Annotated in this window: 18 protein-coding genes; 15 read left to right on the top strand and 3 right to left on the bottom strand. The window is 67.4% G+C overall.

Features of this window, described 5'->3' with window-relative positions; genetic code table 11:
- Window positions 1-74: 74 nt before the first annotated feature.
- The 10 genes from IU450_RS20540 to IU450_RS20495 all read left to right on the top strand — a co-directional run bounded on the left by IU450_RS20540 (window position 75) and on the right by IU450_RS20495 (window position 11,055).
- On the top strand, window positions 75-890 hold the full coding sequence (locus tag IU450_RS20540) for an SDR family oxidoreductase (protein WP_195151356.1): 816 nt from the start codon (window positions 75-77) through the stop codon (window positions 888-890).
- Between the two features lie 11 nt (window positions 891-901).
- Window positions 902-2,080 carry an acyl-CoA dehydrogenase family protein gene (locus tag IU450_RS20535; RefSeq protein ID WP_195151355.1) on the top strand — a complete coding sequence of 393 codons (1,179 nt, stop codon included), beginning with the start codon at window positions 902-904 and terminating at the stop codon, window positions 2,078-2,080.
- Window positions 2,081-2,085: 5 nt separating this feature from the next.
- On the top strand, window positions 2,086-3,231 hold the full coding sequence (locus tag IU450_RS20530; RefSeq protein ID WP_195151354.1) for an acyltransferase family protein: 1,146 nt from the start codon (window positions 2,086-2,088) through the stop codon (window positions 3,229-3,231).
- A 389-nt stretch (window positions 3,232-3,620) separates the two neighbouring features.
- Complete coding sequence (locus IU450_RS20525; protein ID WP_195151353.1) at window positions 3,621-4,664, top strand: L-tyrosine/L-tryptophan isonitrile synthase family protein; 1,044 nt, start codon at window positions 3,621-3,623, stop codon at window positions 4,662-4,664.
- Between the two features lie 8 nt (window positions 4,665-4,672).
- Complete coding sequence (locus IU450_RS20520; protein ID WP_195151352.1) at window positions 4,673-5,476, top strand: TauD/TfdA dioxygenase family protein; 804 nt, start codon at window positions 4,673-4,675, stop codon at window positions 5,474-5,476.
- A gap of 27 nt (window positions 5,477-5,503) precedes the next feature.
- Window positions 5,504-7,300, top strand: a complete 1,797-nt coding sequence (locus IU450_RS20515) for an NAD(P)/FAD-dependent oxidoreductase (RefSeq protein WP_195151351.1) — start codon at window positions 5,504-5,506, stop codon at window positions 7,298-7,300.
- A 9-nt stretch (window positions 7,301-7,309) separates the two neighbouring features.
- Entirely contained in the window at window positions 7,310-8,251 is a 942-nt protein-coding gene (locus IU450_RS20510; protein ID WP_195151350.1) for a GlxA family transcriptional regulator, read from the top strand.
- Window positions 8,252-8,526: 275 nt separating this feature from the next.
- Complete coding sequence (locus tag IU450_RS20505; protein WP_195151349.1) at window positions 8,527-10,203, top strand: S8 family peptidase; 1,677 nt, start codon at window positions 8,527-8,529, stop codon at window positions 10,201-10,203.
- 4 nt (window positions 10,204-10,207) lie between these two features.
- Entirely contained in the window at window positions 10,208-10,615 is a 408-nt protein-coding gene (locus IU450_RS20500; protein ID WP_416382887.1) for a hypothetical protein, read from the top strand.
- A gap of 89 nt (window positions 10,616-10,704) precedes the next feature.
- Window positions 10,705-11,055, top strand: a complete 351-nt coding sequence (locus IU450_RS20495; protein ID WP_181721821.1) for a hypothetical protein — start codon at window positions 10,705-10,707, stop codon at window positions 11,053-11,055.
- Window positions 11,056-11,125: 70 nt separating this feature from the next.
- Here the strand turns inward: IU450_RS20495 and IU450_RS20490 are convergent, their stop codons facing one another.
- Together IU450_RS20490 and IU450_RS20485 are read right to left on the bottom strand one after the other, a co-directional pair.
- Window positions 11,126-12,730: an MDR family MFS transporter gene (locus IU450_RS20490; RefSeq protein ID WP_228834833.1), complete on the bottom strand. Its 1,605-nt coding sequence runs from the start codon at window positions 12,728-12,730 to the stop codon at window positions 11,126-11,128.
- Window positions 12,723-13,220: a MarR family winged helix-turn-helix transcriptional regulator gene (locus IU450_RS20485; RefSeq protein WP_195151347.1), complete on the bottom strand. Its 498-nt coding sequence runs from the start codon at window positions 13,218-13,220 to the stop codon at window positions 12,723-12,725. Before IU450_RS20485 ends, IU450_RS20490 begins: the two co-directional genes overlap by 8 nt.
- A 314-nt stretch (window positions 13,221-13,534) precedes the next feature.
- Here IU450_RS20485 and IU450_RS20480 point away from each other — a divergent pair, with 314 nt between their 5' ends.
- The 4 genes from IU450_RS20480 (at window position 13,535) to IU450_RS20465 (ending at window position 21,885) form a co-directional block, all read left to right on the top strand.
- A complete protein-coding gene (locus IU450_RS20480) occupies window positions 13,535-15,178 on the top strand; it encodes a fatty acyl-AMP ligase (protein WP_228834832.1) in 1,644 nt (547 codons plus the stop codon).
- A 29-nt stretch (window positions 15,179-15,207) separates the two neighbouring features.
- Complete coding sequence (locus IU450_RS20475) at window positions 15,208-15,474, top strand: acyl carrier protein (RefSeq protein WP_195151345.1); 267 nt, start codon at window positions 15,208-15,210, stop codon at window positions 15,472-15,474.
- Window positions 15,471-19,763 carry a type I polyketide synthase gene (locus tag IU450_RS20470; protein ID WP_195151344.1) on the top strand — a complete coding sequence of 1,431 codons (4,293 nt, stop codon included), beginning with the start codon at window positions 15,471-15,473 and terminating at the stop codon, window positions 19,761-19,763. The genes IU450_RS20475 and IU450_RS20470 overlap by 4 nt, the downstream gene beginning before the upstream one ends.
- 520 nt (window positions 19,764-20,283) lie before the next feature.
- Window positions 20,284-21,885 (top strand): carboxylesterase/lipase family protein, encoded by a 1,602-nt coding sequence (locus IU450_RS20465; RefSeq protein WP_195151343.1) that lies wholly within the window; start codon window positions 20,284-20,286, stop codon window positions 21,883-21,885.
- Window positions 21,886-22,006: 121 nt separating this feature from the next.
- Here IU450_RS20465 and IU450_RS20460 read toward each other — a convergent pair whose 3' ends face one another.
- Window positions 22,007-22,567, bottom strand: coding sequence for a TetR/AcrR family transcriptional regulator (locus IU450_RS20460; protein WP_195151342.1), 561 nt, complete (start codon window positions 22,565-22,567; stop codon window positions 22,007-22,009).
- Window positions 22,568-22,718: 151 nt separating this feature from the next.
- Here IU450_RS20460 and IU450_RS20455 point away from each other — a divergent pair, with 151 nt between their 5' ends.
- Window positions 22,719-25,196 (top strand): 2Fe-2S iron-sulfur cluster-binding protein, encoded by a 2,478-nt coding sequence (locus IU450_RS20455; RefSeq protein WP_195151341.1) that lies wholly within the window; start codon window positions 22,719-22,721, stop codon window positions 25,194-25,196.
- Window positions 25,197-25,247: the final 51 nt, after the last annotated feature.

Genomic DNA, 25,247 nt, shown 5'->3' with positions numbered 1-25,247 from the left:
GTCGCTCTTTTGGTTGTGAATACTTCGTTCTATGGCTTGTGCCGGTCGGATGGCTCAGCCGAGGGGAGTCGACGTTGTTCGAAGGTAAGACGGTACTCGTAACCGGTGCGGCAACCATCATCGGAGCTGAAGTCGCTGGTGTCTTCGCCGAATATTCCGCGAATGTCGTACTGGGTGACATAGATACGGACGGGGGGAAGAGGGCGGCCGCCGCGATCGGCGACCGAGCCGTCTTCGTGCCCCTCGATGTGCGCAGCGACGCGTCGATCAGGTCGTTCGTCGCGGCCGCGGCCGAACGGCACGGACGGATCGATGTTCTGGTCAACATCGCCTGCGTCTACGGCGACGACCGGCCCGACGGGGATGCGCGAGCACAGTGGCTCGACGTGCTGAACACCAATGTGGTCGGCGCGGCGATGTTGTGCGAGCAGGCGCGCACCCAGCTACGGGACACGGCGGGGTCCATTGTCAATTTCGCGTCTCCCAGCGGACGCGTCGCTCAGGCCGGGCGGATTCGATACCCGGTCAGCAAGGCGGGAATGCTGCAGCTGACCCGCAGTCTCGCACTGGAGTACGCCGGCGACGGGATCCGGGTGAACAGTGTCTCGCCGGGCTGGACCTGGTCTCGCGTGATGGACGAGATCACCGAAGGGGACCGGGCCCGCACCGATGCGGTGGCCTCGCGGTTCCACATGCTGGGCAGGGCGGCCGACGCCCGCGAGATCGGCGAGGTGGTCGCCTTTCTCACCTCGTCCAAGGCGAGCTTCGTGACCGGTGCCGAGTGGACCGTGGACGGCGGTTACTCGGCTCTCGGACCCGAGCAGACCACGTCGGCGATCGAGCTGCTCATGCGACAGCGACCGGAATCGCCCGCAACTTCTCTGGCTTAGGAATTGGGAAAATGACTGCAGCAACAATTTCGGCGACCTCCCTGCTGACGGCGGTCCGATCGCTGGCGCCCGATCTGGCCGCGCGTCGCAGCGAGATCGATGCCGAGCGCAGGCTTCCGGTCGACATCGTCGAGCGGCTCCGCGAAATCGGTGTCTACCGTATGTGTTTCAGTGCCGAGATCGGCGGCCCCGGCCTGACCTCGCTCGAGCAACTGGAAATCGTCGAGGCGCTGTCGTACGGCGACACGGCGACCGGCTGGTGCGCCATGATCGGCGCCGCCACCGGCATCTATGCCGGCTATCTCGACGAACAGGCCATCGCGGAACTGATGCCGACGCAGGACCTGATCACCGCGGGACTGATCTTTCCGGCCGCTCGCGCCGAGCGCGTCACCGATGGTTACCGGCTGACGGGGCGATGGAAGTTCGGAAGCGCGATCACGCACGCGGACCTGGTCATCGGTGGCGCTTTCGTGACATCGGACGGCAAGGTGGAGCAGACCCCGGACGGCAAGCCGGTCGTTCGGCTGTTCTACATGCGCCGCGATCAGGTCGCGGTGTTCGACACCTGGGACACCACGGGCCTGCGCGGCAGCGGAAGCAATGACTACGCCGTCGAGGACCTGTTCGTCCCCGAGCGCCATTCCTTCACCTTCGGGGAGCCGAAGAGCTGTAGCGGGAAGCTGGCCGAGCCGGAGGCGCTGGCCCGGATCATGCCGGGGGTACCCCTGGGGACGGCCCGCGCGGCGTTGGACTACGTGCGCGATGTCGCGGACGGAAAAGTAGTGGCCGCGACGGGGCAGAAATGGGCGGACAACTACCGCGCCCAATATCTGCTCGGTGAGTGCGAGATGGAGTACATCGTCGCGCGCGGCGCTGTCGTCAACACCATCGGGGAGCTGTGGAACGCGTTGGACGGCAACCGTTTCGTGGACCTGCCCACGGATCTGCGGATCGCGACCGCGCTGGCCAGAACCAATGCCTTCCGCGCCGCGCAACGAATCCTCTCTCGCCTGTGCGAGCTGGTGGGCACCGATTCGATCTACCGGCCGAATCCGCTCGATATCTGGCTGCGCGATACGAACACCATGGTTCGGCACATCATCGCGCACGACCAGGTGATCCAGTCGACGGGCGCCTTCGTGCTCGGCGGCAGACCGGAGTTCCCGTTCGTCGTAGGGTTGGGCTGATCGCGATGGAAGTCGACAATCGCAAACGGCTGCCGTCCTTGACCGGACTGCGGTTCTTCGCCGCGTTCTCGGTATTCATCTTCCATGTGATGCTGCCGAACTCACCGATACCGCCGTACAAGCCGGTCAACCTGTTCTCCGATCCGGATATCGCGTACAACGCGGCGGTGGTGGTCGGCAAAGCCGGATTCCTGGGGGTGTCGTTCTTCTTCATCTTGAGCGGCTTCGTGCTGACCTGGTCGTGGAAGCCGGGCTCGAGCAAACTGCAGTTCATCCGGCGCCGTGTGGTGAAGATATTCCCCAATCACCTGACGCTGTGGGTAGCGTCGATGGTGCTCTTCGCGGCGGCGATCACGTCCTGGAAGGCATGGCTGCCGAATATCTTCTTGATCCATGCCTGGTTCCCGCAGAACTATATCAACGCGGGGGTCAATACGCCGTCGTGGACATTGTCCTGTGAGCTCCTGTTCTATGTGCTCTTCCCGTTTCTGATACCGGCGGTGCTGCGCATCGACGTGAAGTATCTGTGGTACGGCGCCGCCGCCATGGTGGCCGGCATGTGCGTGATCGTCCTGCTGACGGTCTTCGTCGTGCCGGACTCCGATAAATCGGAACTCACGCCCATTCCCGTGCTGCAATTGTGGTTCGGATATCTTTTCCCGCCGTCGCGCCTGTTCGAATTCTTCCTCGGCGTGTTCGTGGCGCGCATCGTGATGGAAGGGCGATGGATACGGATCCCGCTCTGGGCGGCGGTGGCCGCGGTCGGCGTGGGATACCTGGTGGCCATGTACACGCCGTTCTACATCGGCTTCGTGCTGGCGACAGCTGCTCCGCTCGCGTTGCTGATCGGCTCCGCGGCGAAGTCCGACCTGGACGGGAACTCCAGGTTCCTGTCCAGCAGACTCGCGGTCTGGCTCGGTGAGATCTCGTTCGCCTTCTATATCTGTCAGGGCGTGACGGTGTTCTACGTCCGTCGCGTGATGGGGGCGGCCACATTCAGCGCGCCGGTCGCGGTGCTGCTGATCGTGCTTCTGTTCTTCCTCAATATCCTCGCCGCCTGGTTGCTGTTCACCTTCGTGGAATCTCCCGCGATGCGCCGTTTCGCGCGCCCGAAACGACGTCCGGTTGTCGTGGAACAGGTGGTGAAATAGCCGGGGCGGCGACGCTCGACCGACAACGCCGTATCCGTTCGGAGGCCCGTGGTGATCCCATGGGCCTCCGAATTAATTTCATGTGTCGGTGGTAAATCTATTTGGTTGCCTCGCTGTCCCGGCGAAGGTATCCTGAGAGTGTTCTAACCACGGAACCGGTTATAGACGTGGGGGGTGTTCGATCAATGAACTGCGTGACTCGGATTTGGCTCTGAGCATCGGGGCTCGCCGATCCTGGGTTTCCGCTGGATTCCGGTTCCTGCTTTCGTTCTTACTCTGACGTTTCTGATCGCAGGCAGCTCACCGACGGCTCGATCCGCGCGAATAGCGGATTTCGCCGTGCGGTCCAGTTGTGTGCGCTCGTTCTGTCGGGTGCCAGGAAGGTAGTAATGAGTACGACTGTCGACAATGGGTCCGAGCGCGTCAGCGAACTCGGGCGCCGAGACGCCCGATACGCCCAAGCCAGACCCGAGCATGACGTCGGGTCGGTCGCAACCCGAATACTCGGCATGGTCTTCGCGCGCAGGCGAAGTGCCGAGCCCGGGGCGGTGTGCGACCTGGCCCCCTGTGCGGAGTGCTTCGCACCGCACCTGACGAAGGTGATCCGCTACATCGAGCTCGGATTGCCGGTCCACTTCATCATCCCCGCCTTCCCGGCGAAGTCGCGTAACCGCCGCAAGACGCTGGGCCATCTGCCCGACATGGCCGAGACCCTGGCGATCGAGTCCCTGCAAGGTTTCTGCGACCAGATCTCGGCCGTGTACCGGCCGGGCGCCATCGTGACCATCTGTTCGGACGGCCATGTGTTCAGTGACACGCTGGGAATTCCGGATATACACGTCGACCACTACGGCGACGAGCTCCGTCGCGTGATCCGGTCGACCGGCGGCGGTTCCATCGGCCTGTACGGATTGCGTGACGCCATGCCGGAAATGGGGTGGGACGAACGCAGGCAGCGCCTGCTGAAGGAGTTCTCCGACGGGATCGACGTGCTGCGCGAGGCGGTCCGGACCGACCCGGCCGCCCGGCGGATGTTCAACGGAATCCATCGTTTCATGGTCGAGGACAACGCGGTGCTGATGCCCGAGCTGTCCGCCACGCAGCGGCGGAATCGGTCGAAGGAGACGGCGTACGAAGTGGTACAGCGCAGTCAGGCGTGGAGCCGGCTGATGGGGGAGACCTTCCCCGACGCGGTGCGGCTGTCGATCCATCCGCAGACGAATCACTCCGAGAAAATCGGATTTCACCTCCTGCGAACGCAGGACAGCTGGCTGACCCCGTGGCACGGCGTGGTGCTCGACGACGGAACGAACTACACGCTGGTCAAGCGGATGCAGGCCGAGGAACTGGGTGCTCGCCTGGTCTGGCGCAACAGCCGTCCCAGTCATTTCGTCCTCGGTGGGGCGCCGGAGACCGAATCACAGCGAGCGTAAGGAAGCTCATGACCAGAAGTTTGAACGAAGCACTGCTGGAGGGAGAGCGGCTGCGCCCGTTCGGCCGCCTGGTGACCTCCCCGGCGCGGGGGCAGACACTCGCGGACGTGCCGATCGAAGAACTGCTCGCACTCGCGCTCGGCGCGAAGGTGGTCGTACTGCGCGGATTCGGCCTGCTCGGCAAGCCGGAACTCGAGAACTACTGCCGCACCGCGGGAGAGATCCTGCAGTGGAACTTCGGCTCGATTCTCGATCTGGTGGTGCGGGACACGCCCGAGAACTATCTGTTCGACCGAGGCGATGTCCCATTCCACTGGGACGGCGCGTTCGCCGAGCAGGTGCCGCGGTTCTTCCTCTTCCAATGTGTGCAAGGCGAGGGCGCCGGTGGCGAGACCGTGTTCTGTGACAGCGTCCAGGTCTATCGGGAAGCGCCCGAAGACCTGAAAGAGCTGTGGGCCAGGGCCACGATCACCTACCGAACCGACAAGCTCGCGCATTACGGCGGCCTCGCCGAATGGCCGTTGCTCGGTATCCATCCGGCCACCGGTGAGACGACGATCAGATATGCCGAGCCGTTGGATCCCGCGCGGTACGCCAATCCGCTGTTCTTGACCGTCGACGGCGTTTCGGCCGAGGACGGCGTGCGCGTCATGGAGGACTTGCGTGCGAGGCTGCACGACGCGCGCTACTGCTACGCCCACGAATGGCAGACCGGCGACATCGTCGTAGCCGAGAACCACGCGCTGCTGCACGGCAGAAATGCGTTCACCGGGTCGGTATCCCGGCATCTGCAGCGCATCCAGATCATCTGAGCTATCGGCCATTAGAGAGGACTATCAATGGCTACATCAAACTCACGGCCGGCGAGCGAGTACGACGTCGTCATCATGGGCGGTGGTCCCGCGGGGTCCACTCTCGCCGCCATACTCTGCCGCGAGACCGATCTGCGGGTGGCGGTCTTCGACCGCGAGGTGTTCCCGCGCGAGCACATCGGCGAATCCGGTGCGCACCCACTGGTTCCCGTTCTGCAGGCCAGTGGAGCTCTGGAAAAGGTGCTCGCGAGCGAGTGCTGGATCCAGAAGTTCGGCGGGATCTATCAGTGGGACACGGACCGGCCGTTCGTGGGCTTCTTCGAGCACTCGGACTATCTGGCCGACGGCGTGTACCGCTGGTCGGTGCACGTGAATCGCGCCGAATTCGACACCGTACTGCTGGAACACGCCGAAGCCTGCGGCGCACACGTTTTCCAAGGTGTTCGGATCGTAGGTTTCCTCCCCGGCGAATCCGACGCCACGATCGTGCTGGAAGACGGAACCGAGATCAAGGCAGGCTATTTCGTCGACGCATCCGGCCGGGCGAATCAGGTCGCGGCCCGCGGTTCGCAGCGTGACAAGCAATGGCTGTCGGACTACCGCAATGTGGCCGTCTGGTCGCACTACCGGAACTGTGTGCCTGCGCAGCGGGCGGACGGTGACTGGAACGTCTTTCGCGCCGAGGACCTGTCGCCGATCTACGCGGTGGCCTTCGAACACGGGTGGGTGTGGTACATCCCGACGCCTCGCCTGGTCGACGGCGTCCGGGAGAACGTGTGGTCGATCGGCATCGTGACCAATCCGGAATCGATCGCCCGGGTGGATCTGCGTGATCCGGACATCTTCCTGAAGACGATCAAATCGATTCCGGTGCTGCGGGATCTGGTCGCGGATGCCGAACCGATTCGTGCCGAGATGCTGACGGCCACCAACTACTCCCGCGTCAGCGAGTGTTTCGGTTCGTACTCGGATCGCTGGATGGCGGTCGGGGACGCGTCCTACTTCGTGGATCCGCTGTTCTCCTCGGGGATGTCGTTCGCCGTCACGCAAGCCTGGGCGGCCGCGCTGGTCCTGCGGAAGACCTTCGACCAGGAGCTGGACGAGCAATCCAAGGAAGACCTCTGGCGTGATTACGACGTCGAGTGGCGCGGCATGGCGGAGACGTGGGCGCTCAGTATCGACCAGTGGTACCACGAGATCTCGCGTTCGCATCCCGAGAGCCCGTACTGGAGCGCCCAGGGCCGGCGAGTCGGGGTCGACAACGCCACGGAGGGAACGTTCCAGGCGCTGCTGAACACCGCGCTGGTGCCCGACCTGCTGAACATCATGACGAAGGGGACTCGCGATCCGCGTGACCTCGCCACCGAAGGGCCCTACCTCCGAGCCTTCACCGCGGCCGACGCGGTCGACTTGGGACCGGGCGACATGGTGGCGCTGTCTCCTGACGCACGGATCCGCGCGAGCGTGGGCGCGGACATCCCGGGCTTCAAAGGCATGTCGCCGCCGTTCGAGATTCCGCAGGCAGCACGCGAAGGGCTGGCCGACTACTGGCGAGATCCCATCGCCAACAGCGACGCCGCGCCGTCGCCGCTGGCCGACCCGGTGCCCTGCCACCGGATCTACTCCGCGGCCGACCCCGGCATCGAGGTGCGGTGCCTGGAGCGGGACGGGGGCGAAGAACTGTGGGAAACGCTGCACCGCGGTGCCGCGCGCTGGTCGGAGCTGGCGCCACAGCTGTCGGTGTTGCAGGGACGGGCCTTGAAGCGCTTGATTCGCGCCGGGTTGGTGGTCGTCGGGCCGGAAGCGGATCAGCAGGTCGACTAGGTCGGCGACATGAGGTCATTGGCTGTACTGGCGGTCGACGACGTGATTCCGTTCGACCTCTCGGTTCCGATCGAGATCTTCGGCCGGGCCAAACAGGAGGACGGAACTCCGGCGTACGACGTGGAGGTGTGCGGCCTGCGCTCCGACGTGCCGTCGAAGTTCTTCGGGATCTCGTGTCTGCGCGACATCGATTATCTCGAGGAGGAGGCCGGAACGATCATCGTGCCGGGATCGATGAGTTACCGGTCCCGGCCGTCGGATCGTTTGCGAAGCGCGTTGGTTCGCGCCCACGAGCGGGGAGCGAGGGTGGCATCGATTTGCCTGGGCGCGTTCACTCTCGCCTCGGTCGGGCTGCTCGACGGGAGACGGGCGACGACGCATTGGATGGCCGCCGCCGAATTGTCGAGGAGCTATCCGAGGGTGCGAGTGGATCCCACGGTGTTGTATGTGGACAGCGGGTGCATCCTGACCTCGGCCGGGGCCGCGGCGGGACTGGATCTGTGCCTCCACATGGTTCGGCGGGATTACGGGACCGCTGTGGCGGCGGATACCGCCCGGCTCTCGGTGATGCCGTTGACGCGTGACGGAGGGCAGGCACAGTTCATCGCGGAACGTCCGCGCTCGGAGGCGGACAGCAAGTCCATCAATCCCACATTGGAGTGGGCGGACGCGATGCTCGGTGAGAAGATCACCGTGCTCGACCTCGCACAGCGTGCCGGAGTCAGCAAGCGCACGCTGATCCGGCGCTTCCACGAGCAGATCCGGATGACGCCGAACGAGTGGCTCCAGACCGCCCGGGTGCGCAAGGCGCAGGAGTTGCTCGAGACGACCATTCTCACGATGGAGTGCATCACCGATCGAACGGGGTTCGCTTCGGTGGCCGCGTTCCGGAAGGTCTTTCGCAAGACCGTGGGGGTGACGCCTCAGGCGTACCGGCGGGCCTTCCGCTGACCGTTCGCGCGGCCCGTCCGCGCGCCGGTCGTTCGCAGCCGGCGGCCGGGTCTCACCGTGGATCCAGATTCCGGATTCGCGGCGAGAATCCCGGCCGGCCGGTTCACCCGTGGGCCACTCGAACCGGGCCCCTACGCCGCCGGTGTGCGGTAGGCAGGACAACCGCGAGCGGGTCCGCGGCGTTGTGCGCGGGTATCGCGCTACTCGGGATTTTCGTGATAGCCGGAGTTGGGACCATAGTTGGTGCTCGGGTCCCCACGACGAAGGAGATCATGATGCCCACAGCGAATTTCGGCACGAACGAAGATCCCGGCTTCGAACTCGAGCAGAGTCCCGATCTGATCGTGGTGCGCACGCACAGTGGCCGCGGGATCCGGCGCCAGTCGGGATCGGTGCGCACACCGCTGAGTGGTGAACTCGAGGACGCGACACTGGTGCAGGCATACCCCGAGGCGGGGGTCGAGGTCTATCGGCTGCCCGCGGGCTCGAGGTCGGTGGAGGAACGCAAGCCGGTGCTCGATGCCGCGCCGGAAGTGCGGTTCGCCGGCCATGTCCTGGTGGACCCGGGCACCGGGGAACCGGTGCTCTACACGGAGAACATCTTCGTGAAGTTCGTCGACCGCGTCGACGACGAGCATTGCCGCGCTGTTCTCGACGCGGCGAACCTGACTGTGAAGCAGGCGGTTTCGTATGCGACCAACGCCTACTTCACAGCGGCGCCCGAGGGTACCGGTCAGGAGGTCTTCGACATCGCCAATTCCCTGCTGAGCCGCGATGACGTCGAGTACTGCCATCCGGAATTGATCCGGCGCCGTGCCAGGAAGACGATCTTCCCTCAGCAGTGGCATCTGAAGAAGACCACCATCGGTGGCGTCACGATCGACGCGCATGCGGGAGTGGAAGCCGCCCACGCGGTCACCCGCGGCGCCGGGGTGACGATCGCCGTCATCGACGACGGCGTCGACATCGACCACCCCGAGTTCGCCGGCGCCGCGAAGATCGTCGCGCCACGGGATGTCACGTCGAAGACCGGCGATCCGCGGCCCAAGGACACTTTCGGCACCGGCCCCGACAACGGTGACAACCACGGCACCGCGTGCGCGGGCGTGGCCTGCGCCAACGGCACGGCCGGAGCATCGGGAGTGGCGCCGGAGGCCGCGCTGATGCCGATCCGGCTCGTCTCCGGGCTCGGCTCGCAGGCCGAGGCGGACGCTTTCGCGTGGGCCGCCGATCACGGCGCCGACGTGATCTCGTGCAGCTGGGGGCCCGCCGACGGCAAGTGGTTCCAGCCGAACGATCCGGTGCACAACCGGGTGGCGGCGCTCCCGGCGAGCACCCGGTTGGCGATCGAGCACGCCGTCACCACCGGACGCGACGGCAAGGGCTGCGTGGTGCTGTTCGCGGCGGGCAACGGCAACGAATCCGTCGACAACGACGGCTACGCGAGTTTCGGGAAGGTGATCGCGGTCGCGGCCTGCAACGACACCGGCAAACGCAGTGTCTACAGCGATTTCGGCAAGGCGGTGTGGTGCGCGTTCCCCAGCAGCGATTTCGGGCACCGCCCGTTCGGCCACCCCGACGCCCTGACGCCCGGGATCTGGACCGTGGACCGGCACGGAAAGGACGGCTACAACCCCGGTAAGGCGGCGTCCGGGGACGCGGCGGGCGATTACACCAACGATTTCGGCGGCACCTCCAGCGCGTGCCCCGGCGCCGCCGGAGTGGTCGCGCTGATGCTTTCGGTGAATCCGGATCTGGCCTGGAACGCGGTGAAGGACCTGCTGAAGGGCGCCTGCGACAAGATCGACCCGCAGGGCGGCGGCTATGGCGCGGACGGGCGCAGCGACAAGTACGGGTACGGCAGGTTGAACGCGCTCGCCGCGGTGCGGGCGGCTCGGCCCGCGGCGGACGACGCCGCTGCCGGTGCGGTGCTCACCGTGGGAGGGGAGTGAGGCAGTGGCGGTGGACGGCGTTCGGCTGATCGTGGTGGACGCCGCGAATGTCGTCGGTTCGCGGCCCGACGGGTGGTGGCGTGACCGCTCCGGCGCTGCTCGCCGCCTGCTCGCCCGGATCCCACGGCTGCGGGAGCGTCTGTCCGAGCCCGCCGAGGTGATCGTTGTGCTGGAGGGAGCGGCGAAGGCCGCGGTCGATGCGGCGGATCCGGAACCGGGCGGCGTGATCGTCGTGGCGGCGGACGGTTCGGGCGATGACGCGATCGTCGAGGTGGTCGCCGCGGCGCGTGCGGAGGACGGCCGCCGCTCGATCACGGTGGTGACGGCCGACCGGGGGCTCCGCGACCGCGTGGCGGCTCTCGGAGCGGAGGTGGTCGGGCCGAGCCGGCTTCTGGACTGCCTCGAATCGTGACTCGGTCAGCGCAGGGAAGTCGATATCGCCTTGATGACACCCGGCGTTTCAACCATCCGTCCAGTCCGTTTTGGGGCAGTCTGAGCGGTATGACCGCCTCCGACGTCGTGGGGATGCCGTTGCTCTACCTGGTCGAGATCTCCGAACCAGGTTACTTCAATCGGCCGTGGTGGAAGATCGCCAGCACCGGCGCGCCGACTCAGGTCCGTGCCGCGCTCACCGAACTGGCCGTCCGGGTCGAACGCGACGTCCAGCGCGCCGGAGGCGGGGGCAGGTGCTGGTACCGCTACGACGTGCGGTGGTCCGACGGCGCGGTGCTCGAGTGTTTCCAGGGTGCGATTCGATCGGTGTTGATTCCCGGCGAGTTGCGCTGCCTGGCCGTCGCCCTGACCTCGGCGACGACCGTCGACCTGCGCACCGCCGAGCGCCCGCCGTACTGATTCGTCGTCGTGTCGCCGACGGACGCCGCGGAGTCCCGAAAACTTCGGGGCTCCGCGGTGGCGCGGTGGCTCAGTCGAGCAGAGCCGGTTCCTTGACGGTGTGCGCGTTCTGCCGCAACGGGTCGGCGGCCGGATCGATGTCGATCGTGCGGCGCAGCGGCCGGTTCGGCAGCAGCGCCGCCGCGACGAGTGCGACGACCGTCGCGGCCGCGGCGATGAGGAAGATCCGCCCGGTCGCGTCACCGTAGGAGGCGCGCACGATGGCCGCGATCGGCGCGGGCAGGGCGTCCAGGTCCAGATTGCTGCCGCCGGAGGACGCGGTCCGGATGCCGAGTTCGGCGAACCCCTTCGCGGACAGCTCGCTGACCCGGGTGGCCAGGACCGACCCCAGCACCGAGACTCCGATGGCGCCGCCGAAGGTACGGAAGAAGGCGACACTGCTCGACGCGGCGCCGATGTCGTGCACGCTCACCGTGTTCTGCACGGCCAAGACGAGGTTCTGCATCATCATTCCGACGCCGAGCCCGACGACGGTGATGTACACGCCGACCAGCCACAGGCTCGTCGCGTGGTCGATCGTGGAGAGCAGCCCGAATCCGGCCACCAGCAGCGCGGCTCCGGCGACCACGAAACCCTTCCACTTGCCGCGCCGGGTGATCAGCTGGCCGGAGCCGACCGAGGCGATCAGCATGCCCGCGACGAGCGGGATGGTCAGCACACCTGCCGCGGTCGGGGAGTAGCCGCGGGCGGTCTGGAAGTACTGGCCGAGGAAGGTGGTCGCGCCGAACATGCCGATACCGACCGCGACGGACGCGATGATCGCCAGGCCCGTGGTGCGTTCGGTGACGATCGGCAGCGGGATGATCGGCGACTCGGCGCGGGACTCTACCCACACCGTCGCGATCAGCAGCAGCACTCCGGAAGCGACGTAGATCGCCGATTCCCGCGAGATCCAGTCGTAGTAACCGGCTTTCCCGGCGAACGACACCCAGATGAGCAGTACCGACACACCGCCGGTCAGCAGTGCCGCACCGAGCCAGTCGATCGACACCCCGTCCTTGCGGTCGGTGGGAAGCCGCAGCGTCCGCTGCAACAGCGCCAACGCGATCACCGCCAGCGGCACGCACACGAAGAAGCACCAGCGCCAGCCCAGCGGGCTGTCGACGATGACACCGCCGAGGACCGGTCCGCCGGACATCGAGACCGCCATCACGGCGCCCATGTAGCCGGAGTAGCGGCCTCGTTCGCGCGGCGCGACGATGGAGCCGATGATCGCGACGACGAGCGCGGTCAACCCGCCCATGCCGATGCCCTGGACGACGCGCGCGACCAGCAGCAGCGGGACGTTGCCCGCGAAGCCTGCGATGACCGAGCCGATCACGAAGATCACGATGGCCGACTGGACCAGCGCCTTCTTGTTGAACAGGTCGGCGAATTTGCCCCAGATCGGCGTGGACGCCGCGTTGGCCAGCAGCGCCGAGGTGATGACCCAGGCGTAGGCGGTCTGCGAGCCCTGCAGGTCGCCGATGATGGTGGGCAGCGCGGTGGCGACGATCGTGGTGCTCAGCAGCGCCGTGAACAACGCCGCGAGCAGCCCGGTCATCGCTTCCAGGACTTCGCGGTGGGTCATCGCGTACGGGTCGCGTCGCGTCACCGACTCGACTGAACTAGACATCTACTTCCTGACTCTCTTTCGAAACCGGCTGATGCGCGCCGACCGCGGTGCTCTGCGCGTGCGTGGTCAGTGCGTCGCGGAGCTTTTGCACGGCGACACAGGCCTGCTCGGCGTCGTGTTCACTCCAGTCCGCGAGGACGTTCTGCAACCCCCGCGCCCGTGACCCCCGCACACGGTGCAGCAGATCGCGGCCTTCGTCGGTCACCCGGATGAGGGTGGCCCGGCCGTCGGTGGGATCGGCGTGCCTGCTGATGTAGCCCGCGGCGACGAGTTCGGTGACGTGCCTGCTGAGGGCGCTCGGGCTGATGCACAGGTCCACGGCCAGGTCCACTTGCCTGCACGAGCCCTTGGATTCGAGCGTGCCCAGCACCCCGATACCACCCGGAAGCAATTGCCCTTCCTCCGGGTGTGCGAGCACGGTGCGGATCGCCCGGCCCATCAGATAGAGCTCTTTGATCAGGCTCTGAGCCGTGTCGGGTGAGACTGCCATGGCCGCTCCAGACGAAATAAGTTGCTTGCGCTATGCAACCTTATAGTAGTTGCTTGCGCTAAGCAACTACTAGCTCGGTCGTCTGTACCTGGTCGATGCGCGGAAGTGCGGGATGGGGGCGGCAGATTTGCGGCTGTCGACCCGCGAAAGGCGGGCGACCCCCACCCCAGGGTGGAGCGGTGCCAACCCCTGGGTTTGCTGGATGCTCCCTGAGGTCCCTGTTTATGCGGTTGTGAACGCCGGACAGTAGTAGCTGACACCAATGCCGACCGCCATGAAGGAACCACGAGATGCAGCCGACTTTCGTTCACCACATGAGGCAGCAAGTTGCCGAGTATGGGAATACCAGGTCGTACACCTACCTTCGTGAGACCGGGCGCGAACTCGGCGAAGAGATTCTCACCTACCATGAGCTCGACCGTGACGCCAGGGCGTTCGCGACCTGGCTCGCGGGCCGTCCGGAGTCGGCGGAGCCGGTCGTGCTTCTCTATCTCGACGGTATGGCGTTCCTGCGGGCGTTTCTCGGCTGTCTGTACGCAGGGGTCGTGGCCGTCCCCGCGCCCGTGCCGCACGACGCGGGCAGTGCCCGACGAGTAGCGGACGTGGTCGCGGATTCCGGCGCCCGCTTGGTGGTCACGAGCGCACACTTCCAGCCGCTCGTCGAAGAAGCCACCTCCGCGACCGTGGTCGCGACCGACGAGCCGCTCGGGGATCCCGACGCGTGGCGGATGCCCGACATCGACGCGGCGACGATCGCTTTCCTGCAGTACACGTCGGGGTCGACCGGCACTCCGAAGGGCGTCGTCGTGACGCACGGCAATCTCGTGCACAACGAGGCCGCCATCACCGCGGGCGGATTGAACGCCGCTGGGACCGGTGTCGGTTGGCTCCCGCACTTCCACGACATGGGCCTGATCGGCTTGCTGCTCGGAGCTGTGTACGCCGGCGCCAACTTGGTGTTCATGGCGCCGACGACGTTCCTCAAGCGTCCGGTGCGCTGGCTGCAAGCCATCGACAAGTACCGCGCGACCTTCACCGCAGCACCGAATTTCGCCTACGACCTGATCGCTCGCCGGGTGACCGACGAGCAACTGGCCGCTCTCGATCTCAGTAGCCTCGAGATCGCTATCAGCGGCGCAGAACCGGTCCGCGAGCCGACCATGGCAGCGGTGATCGAACGGTTCGCGTCCGCCGGCTGGCGGCCGACGACGTTTCGGCCGGCCTACGGCCTCGCCGAGGTGACGCTGCTCGCCAGCGGACGAACGGTACCTTCGGCGCCCGTCTACCTGGACGTCGGACGCGATACGCGGCTCGTCGGCTGCGGGCCGGCAGCCCGTGGTCTCGACATTCGCATCGTGGACCCGCATCGGCGCAGGCAGCTGCCGGAGAACGCTGTCGGCGAAATCTGGATCCGCGGCGAGAGCGTCGCCGCCGGCTATTGGAACCGCCCTGACGAGACCCGCGAAATCTTCGACGCCCACCTCGGCACCGAGGGCCCTTTTCTGCGCACCGGTGATCTCGGGCTGCTGCATGAGAACGAGCTGTTCATCGCGGGCCGCCTCAAGGATCTGTTGATCATCAACGGCCGCAACGTCTACCCCCAGGACATCGAGGAGCTGGTCCGCGAACTGCATCCGGCGTTCGCCGACAGCGCAGGCGTCGCCGTATCCGTCGACGCGGGCGGCCGGGAACGGCTTGTCGTGCTGCAGGGCGTCAAGACGGCGCGGCAAGGCGACACGACATTCGCCGAGCTGACCTCGGCGATCAAGATCGCGATCGCCCGCCGGTTCGATGTGCCCGCGCCGAATGTCGTTCTCGTCGCGCCCCGATCGGTACACCGCACCACCAGCGGCAAGGTCCAGCGCAACTCGATGCGGCAGGCGTTTCTCGAGGACCGCGTCGCGGGTGTCCTGCACGAGGATCTCGAACCGGCGCTGAGCCGGGCCATGACCGTCTGATCGATCCATTCCCCGCCGAGGAGCCGAACATGTTCAGCACAACCGCCATTCGCCCGAGCACGATCCAGGACTGGCTCATCGAGCGCGTGGCAGACTACACCGAACGCGCACCCCACCACGTGGATCCGGTCGTCCCGCTCGCCGAGCTCGGCTTGGACTCCGTCTCCGCGGTGAACCTGTGCGGCGAGATCGAGGACCGCTGGTCGCTCGAGGTGGACCCGGTGCTGGTCTTCGACTACCCCACCATCGCCGACATCGCCGCGTACATCGCCGCCGAATTCGCCCTCGCCGCATGACCGATATCGCCATCGTCGGCCTCGACTGTCGATTCCCGCAAGCACCCGATCCGGCCGCGTTGTGGCGGTTGCTGATCGACGGACGAGACGTGATCTCCGAAGTTCCGGCGAGCCGCTGGAATGCCGCCGACTTCCACGACCCGGCCGGTGCGCCCGGCACGATCAACACGCACAGCGGGGGCTTCCTCGACGACGCGGACGCGTTCGACGCCGAATTCTTCGGCATCGCCCCGAGCGAAGCCGAAACGATGGATCCGCAACAGCGGTTGCTGCTGCAAACCACCTGGCGGGCCTTCGAAGACGCGACGCTGGACCCGCGTGCCCAAGCCGGTTCCCGCACCGGGGTCTACGTCGGCGTGATGGCCAACGAATGGGCCAACTTGCAGATGAGCGACTATGCCGCGATCACCCCGCAGCACGGCTCCGGCAACGGATACTTCATGACCGCCAACCGGCTGTCCTACCAATTCGACCTGAAAGGACCGAGTGTCGCGGTCGACACGGCCTGCTCGTCGTCCCTGGTCGCGATCCACCTCGCCTGCGGCGCGCTGGCTTCCGGAGAATGTGATCAGGCGATCACCGGTGGCGTCAACCTCGTGCTCACGCCCGCTGTCGGCGTCTTCTACACCCAGGCCGGTCTCTCCGCGCCGGATGCCCGGTGTAAGCCGTTCAGCGGCAACGCCGACGGGATAGTGCGCGGCGAGGGCGTCGCGGTGCTCGTCTTGCGCCGCCTCGCCGACGCGCAGGCGGCGGGTCTGCCGATCTACGCGGTGATCAAGGGCAGCGCGGTCAATTCGGATGGGCGCAGCAACGGCATCACGGCGCCGAACCGGTGGGCGCAGCAGCAGGTGATCGGCGAGGCGTGCGAGCGCGCCGGGGTACGGCCGGAGGAAGTGGACTTCCTCGAGGCCCACGGCACCGGAACCGTGCTCGGCGACATGATCGAGGTCAACGCGCTGGGACAGCTGCACGCACGCAACCGGCGGCGGCCCTGCGGAATCGGGTCGATCAAGGGCAATCTCGGTCACACCGAGGGCGCCGCGGGAGTGGCGGGCCTGATGAAGGTCGCCCTGAGCTTGCGGCACGGTGTCGTCCCTCCGTCGAGGTTCGCCGAGCAGGAGAACCCGCGGCTGCGGATGTCCCAGCAGGGTTTGCGCCTGCTCACCGAACCGATGCCGCTGGAGGGCCCCGGCTACGGGGGAGTCAGCAGCTTCGGCATCGGCGGCACGAACGCCCACGTCGTGCTGGGCAGCGCTCCCGAAGCCGAGACCTCCGCGGCATCCGGCGGCGGCGTGCTCACGCTCTCGGCGAACGACGCGGAGGGGTTGCGGCGTAACGCGCATCGCCTCGCCGATGCCCTCGCTGCCACCCCGCAGGACCGATTCGCGCAACTGTGCTGGACGAGCAACCAGGTCAAGTCGTCCGGTCGCGTCCGGCTCGCCGTGGTCGCGGCCGATCGCGACGCCGCGATCGCGCAGCTGCGCGACGGCGCGGAAACCGGTGTCGCCGCACCGATCAGCGTCGGCTGGATGTTCACCGGACAGGGCTCGCAATTCGCGGGAATGGCACGCGCGCTCGACGCGAGCAGTCCGTTGTTCCGCGATGCGCTGGCGGCGGTCGACCAGGCCATGACCGCCCACCTCGGTCGCTCGGTGCGCGTGCTGATGCTCGACGAGCACACCGCGACCGACCGCACCGAATTCGCGCAGCCGTCGATCTTCGCGATGGAGTACGCGCTGGCCAAGTCGCTCGCCGACGTGGGCGTCCGACCTGCCTGGATGATCGGGCACAGCATCGGCGAACTCGCGGCCGCGGCGGTGGCGGGGGTGTTCGATCTGGACGACGCGTGCCGGCTCGTCGTCGCACGCGGACGGCTGATGCAGCAGCTGCCCGACGGCGGAGCGATGCTCGCCGTGCAGGCGGACCCGGACGACGTCGCCGGGTTGCTCGCCGGCCGGCCGGAGGTCGCGCTCGCCGCCGTCAACGGTCCGAGCGAGGTCGTGCTGTCCGGTGCGGCGTCGGTGATCGGCTGGATCAGGGATGAGCTCGCGGAGCGCGGCATACGCGCCAAGGCGCTGAACGTTTCGCACGCATTCCACAGCCCATTGATGGAACCCGTGCTCGAACAGTTCCGGGCCGTTGCCCGTGAATGCACCTACCGGGCGCCCGCTGTTCCGCTCTACTCGACCGTCTACGGGCGGCTGCTCGACGAGAACGAGGCGATGGACGCGCAGTACTGGACCGACCATGTCCGCGCCACCGTGCGCTTCGGCGACGCCATCCAGGCCGCGCTCGGCACCGAGCCCAGCCACGTCGTCGAGATCGGGCCACGCCGTGTGCTGACCGCGCTCGTCGGCCGGGCCCGCCCGGATATGGCCGCGCGTTGCCTGGCGCCGAGCCCGGGGCCCGGCGCGACGGGCGGCGAACTCGCCTGCACCGTCGCCGCGCTGTACCGCGACGGACTCGACCCCGACTGGGACCGGCTCTACGAACCGGCGCAGCGCGTCCGCCGCAGGCTGCCCGGGTACGAGTTCTCCACCGAACACCGGTTCTGGGTCGAACCGTGCACGCCCAGAACACCTTCCGCACCGACCGAGGAAACCTCAATGGACCACGTGATCGCCCTCTTCCGTGAGCAGAACGCCGTGCTGGCAAGTCTCCTCGGCGCCTCGTCTGCCGGGCAGGTACCGCAGCCCGCGGGCGCCACGCCGATGACGCCGCAGGATCTCGTCGCGCCGCGGGGAGCGGGGCAGAGGACCGTCGCGCCCGAGCCGATGGCCCCGGCGGCGGTCGCGGGTGTGGTTCGGACGGAATTCGCGCGGGTGAGCGGCTTCCCGGTCGATCGGCTGCGCGACGCCCAAATGCTGGGCGAGGATTTGGGTTTCGATTCGCTCATGCTGACCGACCTGATCGCCGCGCTCGTTCGCAAGCTGCCCGGACTGACCGTCGACCCGAGCCGGTTCACGTCCACCACGACGCTCGGCGACGTGACCGCGTACATCACGACTCGAATGGGCGGGCAAGTCACCGACGTGACCGACCGCCACACGCCGGTCGAGCCCCGTCAGGCGGTAGTCGAGCCGGAATACCGCATCGCGGAATTCGCGGAGGTGAAGGCGATCGCCGATCGGCTCTCCGGTGTCGAGACGCTCGGAGTGTCCAATCCCTACTTCATGGTCAACGACGGCATCACGCAGGACACCTCGGTCATAGACGGCACGTCGGTGATCAACTTCTCCAGCTACAACTACCTGGGGCTGTCCGGTCACCCGGCCGTCATCGCCGCCGTGCAGGACGCGGTCGCGCGCTACGGCAGCTCGTGCTCGGCCAGCCGGATCCTCTCCGGCGAGAAGCCGGTGCATCGCGAACTCGAGACCGAACTCGCGGCCCTGCTCGGCACCGAGGACGCCATCGCACTGGTCGGCGGCCACTCCACGAACGTCACCGTCATCGGGCATCTGGTCGGGCCGGAGGATCTCGTGATCCACGACAGCCTCGCCCACGACAGCATCATGCAGGGCTGCAAACTGTCCGGCGCGACCCGCCGTCCCTTCCCGCACAACGACCACGCCGCCCTCGACGAACTGCTCACCCAGATCCGCCATCAGTACCGGCGGGTGCTGATCCTGATCGAGGGCGTCTACAGCCAGGACGGCGACATTCCCGATCTGCCCGCCATCATCGCGGTGAAGAAGAAGCACAAGGCGCTGTTGATGATCGATGAGGCGCACAGCGTCGGCGTGCTCGGCGCGGGCGGCGGCGGCATCGGCGAATATTTCGACGTCGACCGCGGCGACGTCGAGTTGTGGTCGGGCACGACCTCGAAGGCGCTCGCCGGTTGCGGTGGCTATGTCGCGGGCAGCGCGGAGCTGATCCGGTTCCTGAAGTACACGACTCCCGGGTTCGTCTACAGCGTCGGTATGACGCCGATGAACGCGGCCGCCTCGGCCGCGGCGATCCGGCAGATGCGGGCCGACAGCGACATGCTGGAACGCCTTCGCCACAACGCCCGGCTGTTTCTCCAGTTGGCCAGGGAGGCGGGCATCGACACCGGCGACAGCCACGACACGCCGATCATCCCGTGCATCGTGGGCGACTCGCTGAAGACGTTGAAACTGTCGAACGCGCTGATGCGCCGCGGCATCAACGTCAACCCGATCCTGTACCCCGCGGTGCCGGAAAACCTTGCGCGCCTGCGGTTCTTCGTCACCGCCTGCCACACCGAAGACCAGATCCGCGACACCGTGAAGATCCTCGCCGAGGAAATCGCCCAACTCGCCGAGAGCTGAGCCGCGGCCGGTCGGCCGCCGACGCCTGCGCGTTCGATGCGAACGCGCAGGCGTCCTGCGCGGGCGGTGACGTTCGTCGACCGGTTGTCCGACCGAGTCCGGCGTAGCTCGCGGCGGCCCGCCCGGGTTACCGCTGTGCACGAGTGGAGGCGTGTGTGCCGAGCGCCTTGTGCCTGGACTTGCCGTGATCGCTGTAGCATCGGTCCGGCACGCCATTGCTCCAGTTCGGGCCGCTCGCGGTGCCGCTGGGCCGGTCGGCGATGAGGGCGGGTTGCGGCGGGCTGTTGGTGGGTCGGAGCGCTGCACGGGGGCGAGTTCGACCGGATCTTTCGTACAGGTGCCGTGGCTGATCCGCCGGGTGAGGGTTCGAGCGGTGATCGGGTTCGTTTCATGTGCGACTTGCGGCCTCTCGCTCGAGAGTGGCCGCACGCCCGTGCCGATCGATGCCGGCTACCGCGGTGGACGAGGCCGCCTGCCTCGCCGCCGACTGTAGCGACCGCATCGGAGGTAGTGGACAGCCATGATTCGCTCGATCGTGCGAACCGCGACCGCTCTGACGGTCGCCACCGGTCTGTGGTTCGCGGGCACTCCGGCGGTGGCGTCGGCGCCGCCGGTGGTGTTCGTGACCGGCGGCGCGATCTCCGGCCGCGCCGCCGACGGAATCGTCGAATACTTCGGCATCCCCTTCGCCGCGCCCACCGGGGGCGAAGCGCGGTTCGCACCGCCGCGCCCCGTGCCGCCGTGGCCCGGCGTGCGCCCCGCCCGCGAGCACGGGCTGCAGTGTCCGCAGAACGGATACCTGCCCGGCCTACCGCCGATCGGACCCACCGGCGAAGATTGTCTGACCATCGACGTGTACGCACCGGACGGTGCCCGCGACCGCCCGCTGCCCATCATGGTGTTCTTCCACGGCGGTGGCTATCTGAGCGGCTCCAACACCGAATACGACGGGCCTACCCGGATGGCTGCCGACGGCGACGTCATCGTGGCCATCCCCAATTACCGCCTCGGGCCGTTCGGCTTCCTGTCGCTCCCCGAACTGGCGGCCGAATCCGGCGGCGCCACCGGAACGGTCGGCATCCAGGACCAGCAAGCCGCTCTGCGGTGGCTGCGCGACAACGCGCACGCGTTCGGTGGCGATCCGGACAATGTCACGATCTTCGGTGAGTCGGCCGGCGGCGTGAGTGTCTGCACACACTTCGCCGCACCCGGTTCCGACGCCCTGTTCGCCAAGGCGATCATCCAGAGCGGTCCCTGCGCTCGAGCGCCCCTCGCCCCCGGCGATCGTGCCGAGGGTTTCGCGCGCTCGCAGCGCTACGCGGACAGCGTCGGATGTGTCGATGCCGCGACCCGGCTGGCCTGCCTGCGCGCACTGCCCGTAGCGACCCTCCTGAACTCGCCGAGCGCCCGATTCGACGGGCGAACTCCCGTCTGGGTGCCCAGCATCGACGGCGTCGTCATCACTCGCACACTCGACGCGGCCCTGGTGGGGGACGCCAGGAAGACGCCGCTCATGGTCGGGACCACCAGCGCGGAAGGTTCGCTGATGGTCGCCGAGACCGACTATGCCCGCGGCCACGTTCCGGACGCGGCAAGCTACGAACGATTCGTGCGCCAATCTTTCGGCGCCTACGCCGACCGAGTCCTGGCCCGGTATCCGCTCGACCGGTACCCCTCACCGGCAGCTGCCCAGATCGCGGTGATCACCGACAGTCAGCTCGCCTGTCCCACGTTGTCCACCAGCCGAACGGCGCGCGATGCCGGACATCCGCTGTGGCAGTACGAATTCGATCAGGCGCCGCTCGGTGACGCCAATCCTGTTCTGCCCGGCGCCTTTCACTCGGCCGAGCTGTTGTATCTGTTCACCAGATTCATGGGCGTGCCGATTCCTTGGACCGGTGCGTCCGCCGAATTCGCCGCGCAAATGCAACGGTGGTGGACCACCTTCGCCCACACCGGTGACCCGAACGCTCCGGGTTCACCGGAATGGTGGGCATGGCCGGAGTCGACCGGGCCCGGCTCCGATGGGCCTGCGCTGATCATGCGGGCGACCGGGAGCTTCATGAACAACGATTTCGCCGACCGGCACAGCTGTGCGTTCTGGTCCGAAATCGAGCGTTGAACCCGCGGGCCGGGCGGGGATGTCATCGAGCCGCAGGTACGGCCACGAGCGGGCGAGCGCAGTGAAACCATATGTGTAGTTCGTCTCAGTATCTGACTGCGTGCCGTCGGCGGTCGTCCCACTACCGCGTGATCGCCCGCGCCACCGTGTCGGCTATCTGCTCGTCGGTGAGCTCGCTGCGCTGGATGAGCGCGTGCGAGAGCACGGTGCGAACGACGACTTCGGCCGCCTGGGTCGGCGACAACCTGAGTGTCGAGTCGTCGCGAGCCGCGATCACGGGCGCCGCGATGGCCGCGACGGTCTCGACCAGGTTGAGCTCCGAGTCGCCGTGGGTGATGGCGACGTCGAGCAGTCGGGCGGGCTCATGGCGGCGAATGTAACTGAAGGCAGCGTGTTCTCGCAGGTAGCGCAAGGCGAAGAGGGTGCAGGCGCCGGCCACCTCCGCGGCAGGTGCGAAGAGGTCTATCCGGCGGTAGGCGGCTGCTGCCATCCGCCCGATCTCGCTGCGGCCGACGGCGGAGATCAGGCCGTCCTTGTCGCCGAACTCGCGGTAGGCGGTGGCGCGCGAGACGCCCGCGCGCTCGGCCACCGCGCTCAGCGTCAGGTTGTCCAGGCCGCTCTCGGCGATCAGTGCGACCGCCGCGTCGAGCAGCGTTTCCGACGACCGGGTGGAGGAAGTCATGGCCATTTCTACCTCGCACGGGCGACATCCGCCGTTGCGGACGATCGAGAACTGAGACTAACATAGCTAAATATCTCAGTTCTCGACGCTGTTCGGCCGTGCACGCCCGACCGGGGGCTGCGGAGGCCGTGGACGACGCCGGAGGGCAGTGATGACGATTACCGAGCGAGCGATCACCCGCCGCGGGCACGCGGTGGTGCTGGGCGCGAGCATGGCAGGACTCCTCGCGGCGCGGATCCTCAGCGACAGCTACGAGCAGGTCACCGTGATCGAGCGAGACGATCTGTCCACGCCGGGTGACCGGCGCGGGGTGCCGCAGGGCAGGCACGTGCACGCACTGCTCGCGCGTGGCAAGCAGATCATCGAGGAGCTGTTCCCCGGCATCACGGACGAGCTGCTGGCCGACGGCGCCATGGAGTGCCGGTCGTTGACGCAGATGCGGATGACCGTCGCGGGGCACACGCTCCGGCGATCCGACGGTGGCTACTCGCTTCTGCAGGCCAGTCGCCCCTTCTTGGAATGGCGCGTGCGCAATCGGGTCCGCGCGCTGCCGAACGTCGAGCTGGCCGACCGCCGTGCCGCCGTGGGATTGCTCGTCGACGCGGACCGAACGCGGGTCACCGGGGTGCGGGTCATGTCGGAGGACGCCACGGTGGCGCGAGAAGTCCGCGCCGATCTGGTGGTGAGTTGCCTGGGGCGGCACGGTCCGGTCGGCGATTGGCTCGCCGCTCTGGGCTACGAACGACCGGCCGAGGAGGGGGTGCGGATCGACATGATGTACGCGAGCCGCTATGTGCGGCTTCCGGTCGGCGCGCTGAGCGGCGACAAGGAGATCGTGATCGCGAACCAGGATCCCGCGCGAGGTCTGGCGCTGTTCGCGGTGGAGGGAGGAACGCACATCCTCACCTTGATCGGCTACGGAAAAGACCACCCGCCGACTGATTCCGAGGGCTTCTGGCGGTTCGCCGATTCGGTGGCGCCGCCGGACGTGCGCGCGGCGCTGCTCGACGCCGAACCGCTCACCGGGATCAGCGTCTACCGGTATCCGGCCAACCAGCGTCGCCGCTACGAGCGGCTGTCCCGGTTTCCGCTGGGACTACTGGTCCTCGGTGACGCGGTCTGCAGTTTCAGCCCGGCGTTCGGCCAGGGCATGACCGTGTCCGCGCTGCAGGCCGTGGCGTTGCGCCGCGCGCTCGCGACGGGGGACGACGATCTGGCCCGTCGCTTCTTCCGCACTGCCGCCCGCGAGATCGATGACGCGTGGATGATCACGAAACTGTTCGACTCGGCCATGCCCCACGTGGATGCCGGAGGACAGGCCCGGATGTGGGCGCTCGGCGCGCTGGCGAGGCTGACCATGGCCGTCGGTGCACAGGATGCGGTGGTGGCGCGGCAGATCGCACGCATCGCCGGGCTCCTGGACAGTCCGGTGGCGGTGCTGAACCCAGCCCTTGTGGTTCGCGCGGCGAAGGGTTTGGCGGCGGCCGGGGTGGAAAGACTGCGTGAGTTCGGACCGGCGGCGGCCGAGTCGGTCGCCACGGAGGCGTTCGACCCGATTCCCCAGGGACCCGCGCGGGGTTTCCACCGGCTGGCGGTGCGCTCGATCGACCCCGCCGGCGCCGACAGCGTCCTGGTCGAATTCGACGTTCCCGCGCAGCTCGCCGGTCGGTATGCCTTCGCGGCAGGCCAGCATGTGGTCGTGCGGGGGACGCATGCGGGACAGCAGATCCGGCGTAGCTATTCGCTGTGTGACGCGGCGGGTTCCGGCAGGGTGCGGATCGGGATCAAGCGACGGTCGGGCGGAGCGTTCTCCGGCTACGCCCTCGACCGTCTGACCGTCGGCACGGTCTTGCATGTGTCCGAGCCCGCGGGCAGGTTCACGCCGAAGCTGGACCCCGAACGTGCGCGCACCTACGCCGCGGTGGCGGCGGGCAGTGGCATCACGCCGATCGCCTCGATCATCGCCACCATCCTCGAAACCGAGCCGGACAGCACGTTCACCCTGCATTACGGCAGCCGGGACAGCGAACACGTCATGCTGGCCGATCAACTCGCCGCGCTCGCGGACCGCTTCGGGGGCAGGCTGCGCGTCATCCACCACCTGTCCCGGCAGCGACCGGCGACGATGCCCCGGGGCCGGGCAGGCGTGGCCTACCGCCACGGCCGCGTCTCGGCGGCCGAGGTCATCGAGCAAGACGCCGAACAGTGGTTCCTGTGTGGGCCGAAAGAACTGGTCGCAGCCATGGTGTCGGCCCTGGAGCGGCGTGGCGTGGCGAAGTCCCGCATCATGCTCGAGCTGTTCGAGACGGATGTTCCCGTGTTGTCCGTGCCGGCGGCGAACGCCCCGACCAGCCGTGTGACCCTCACCGGACACGGCGAAGACCTGCTGTTCGAGATGGCCCAGGGTCCGGCCATCCTGGAGGCGGCATTACGTCATCGGGCTGACCTGCCCTACTCCTGTCTCGGCGGCGCGTGCGGAACTTGCGTGGCGACAGTCGAATCCGGGCAGGTCGGCATGGACCCCGATCCGCTGTCGGCCCTCACCGAAAAGGAGATCGCTCGGGGCCAGGTGCTGGCATGTCGCGCGACTCCTGTTTCGGCCGAGGTGACGCTGCGCTTCGGCGGATAGTCGCGCGGCACGAAAACTGTTTTGCTGCGGTGTGTTTCGACGTGCACCGCA

It is taken from the genome of Nocardia abscessus (genome assembly GCF_015477775.1).
In the GTDB taxonomy this organism is placed as follows: domain Bacteria; phylum Actinomycetota; class Actinomycetes; order Mycobacteriales; family Mycobacteriaceae; genus Nocardia; species Nocardia abscessus_A.
Note: the sequence above shows the minus strand (reverse complement) of the source record. Positions and strands in the feature narration are given on the sequence as shown.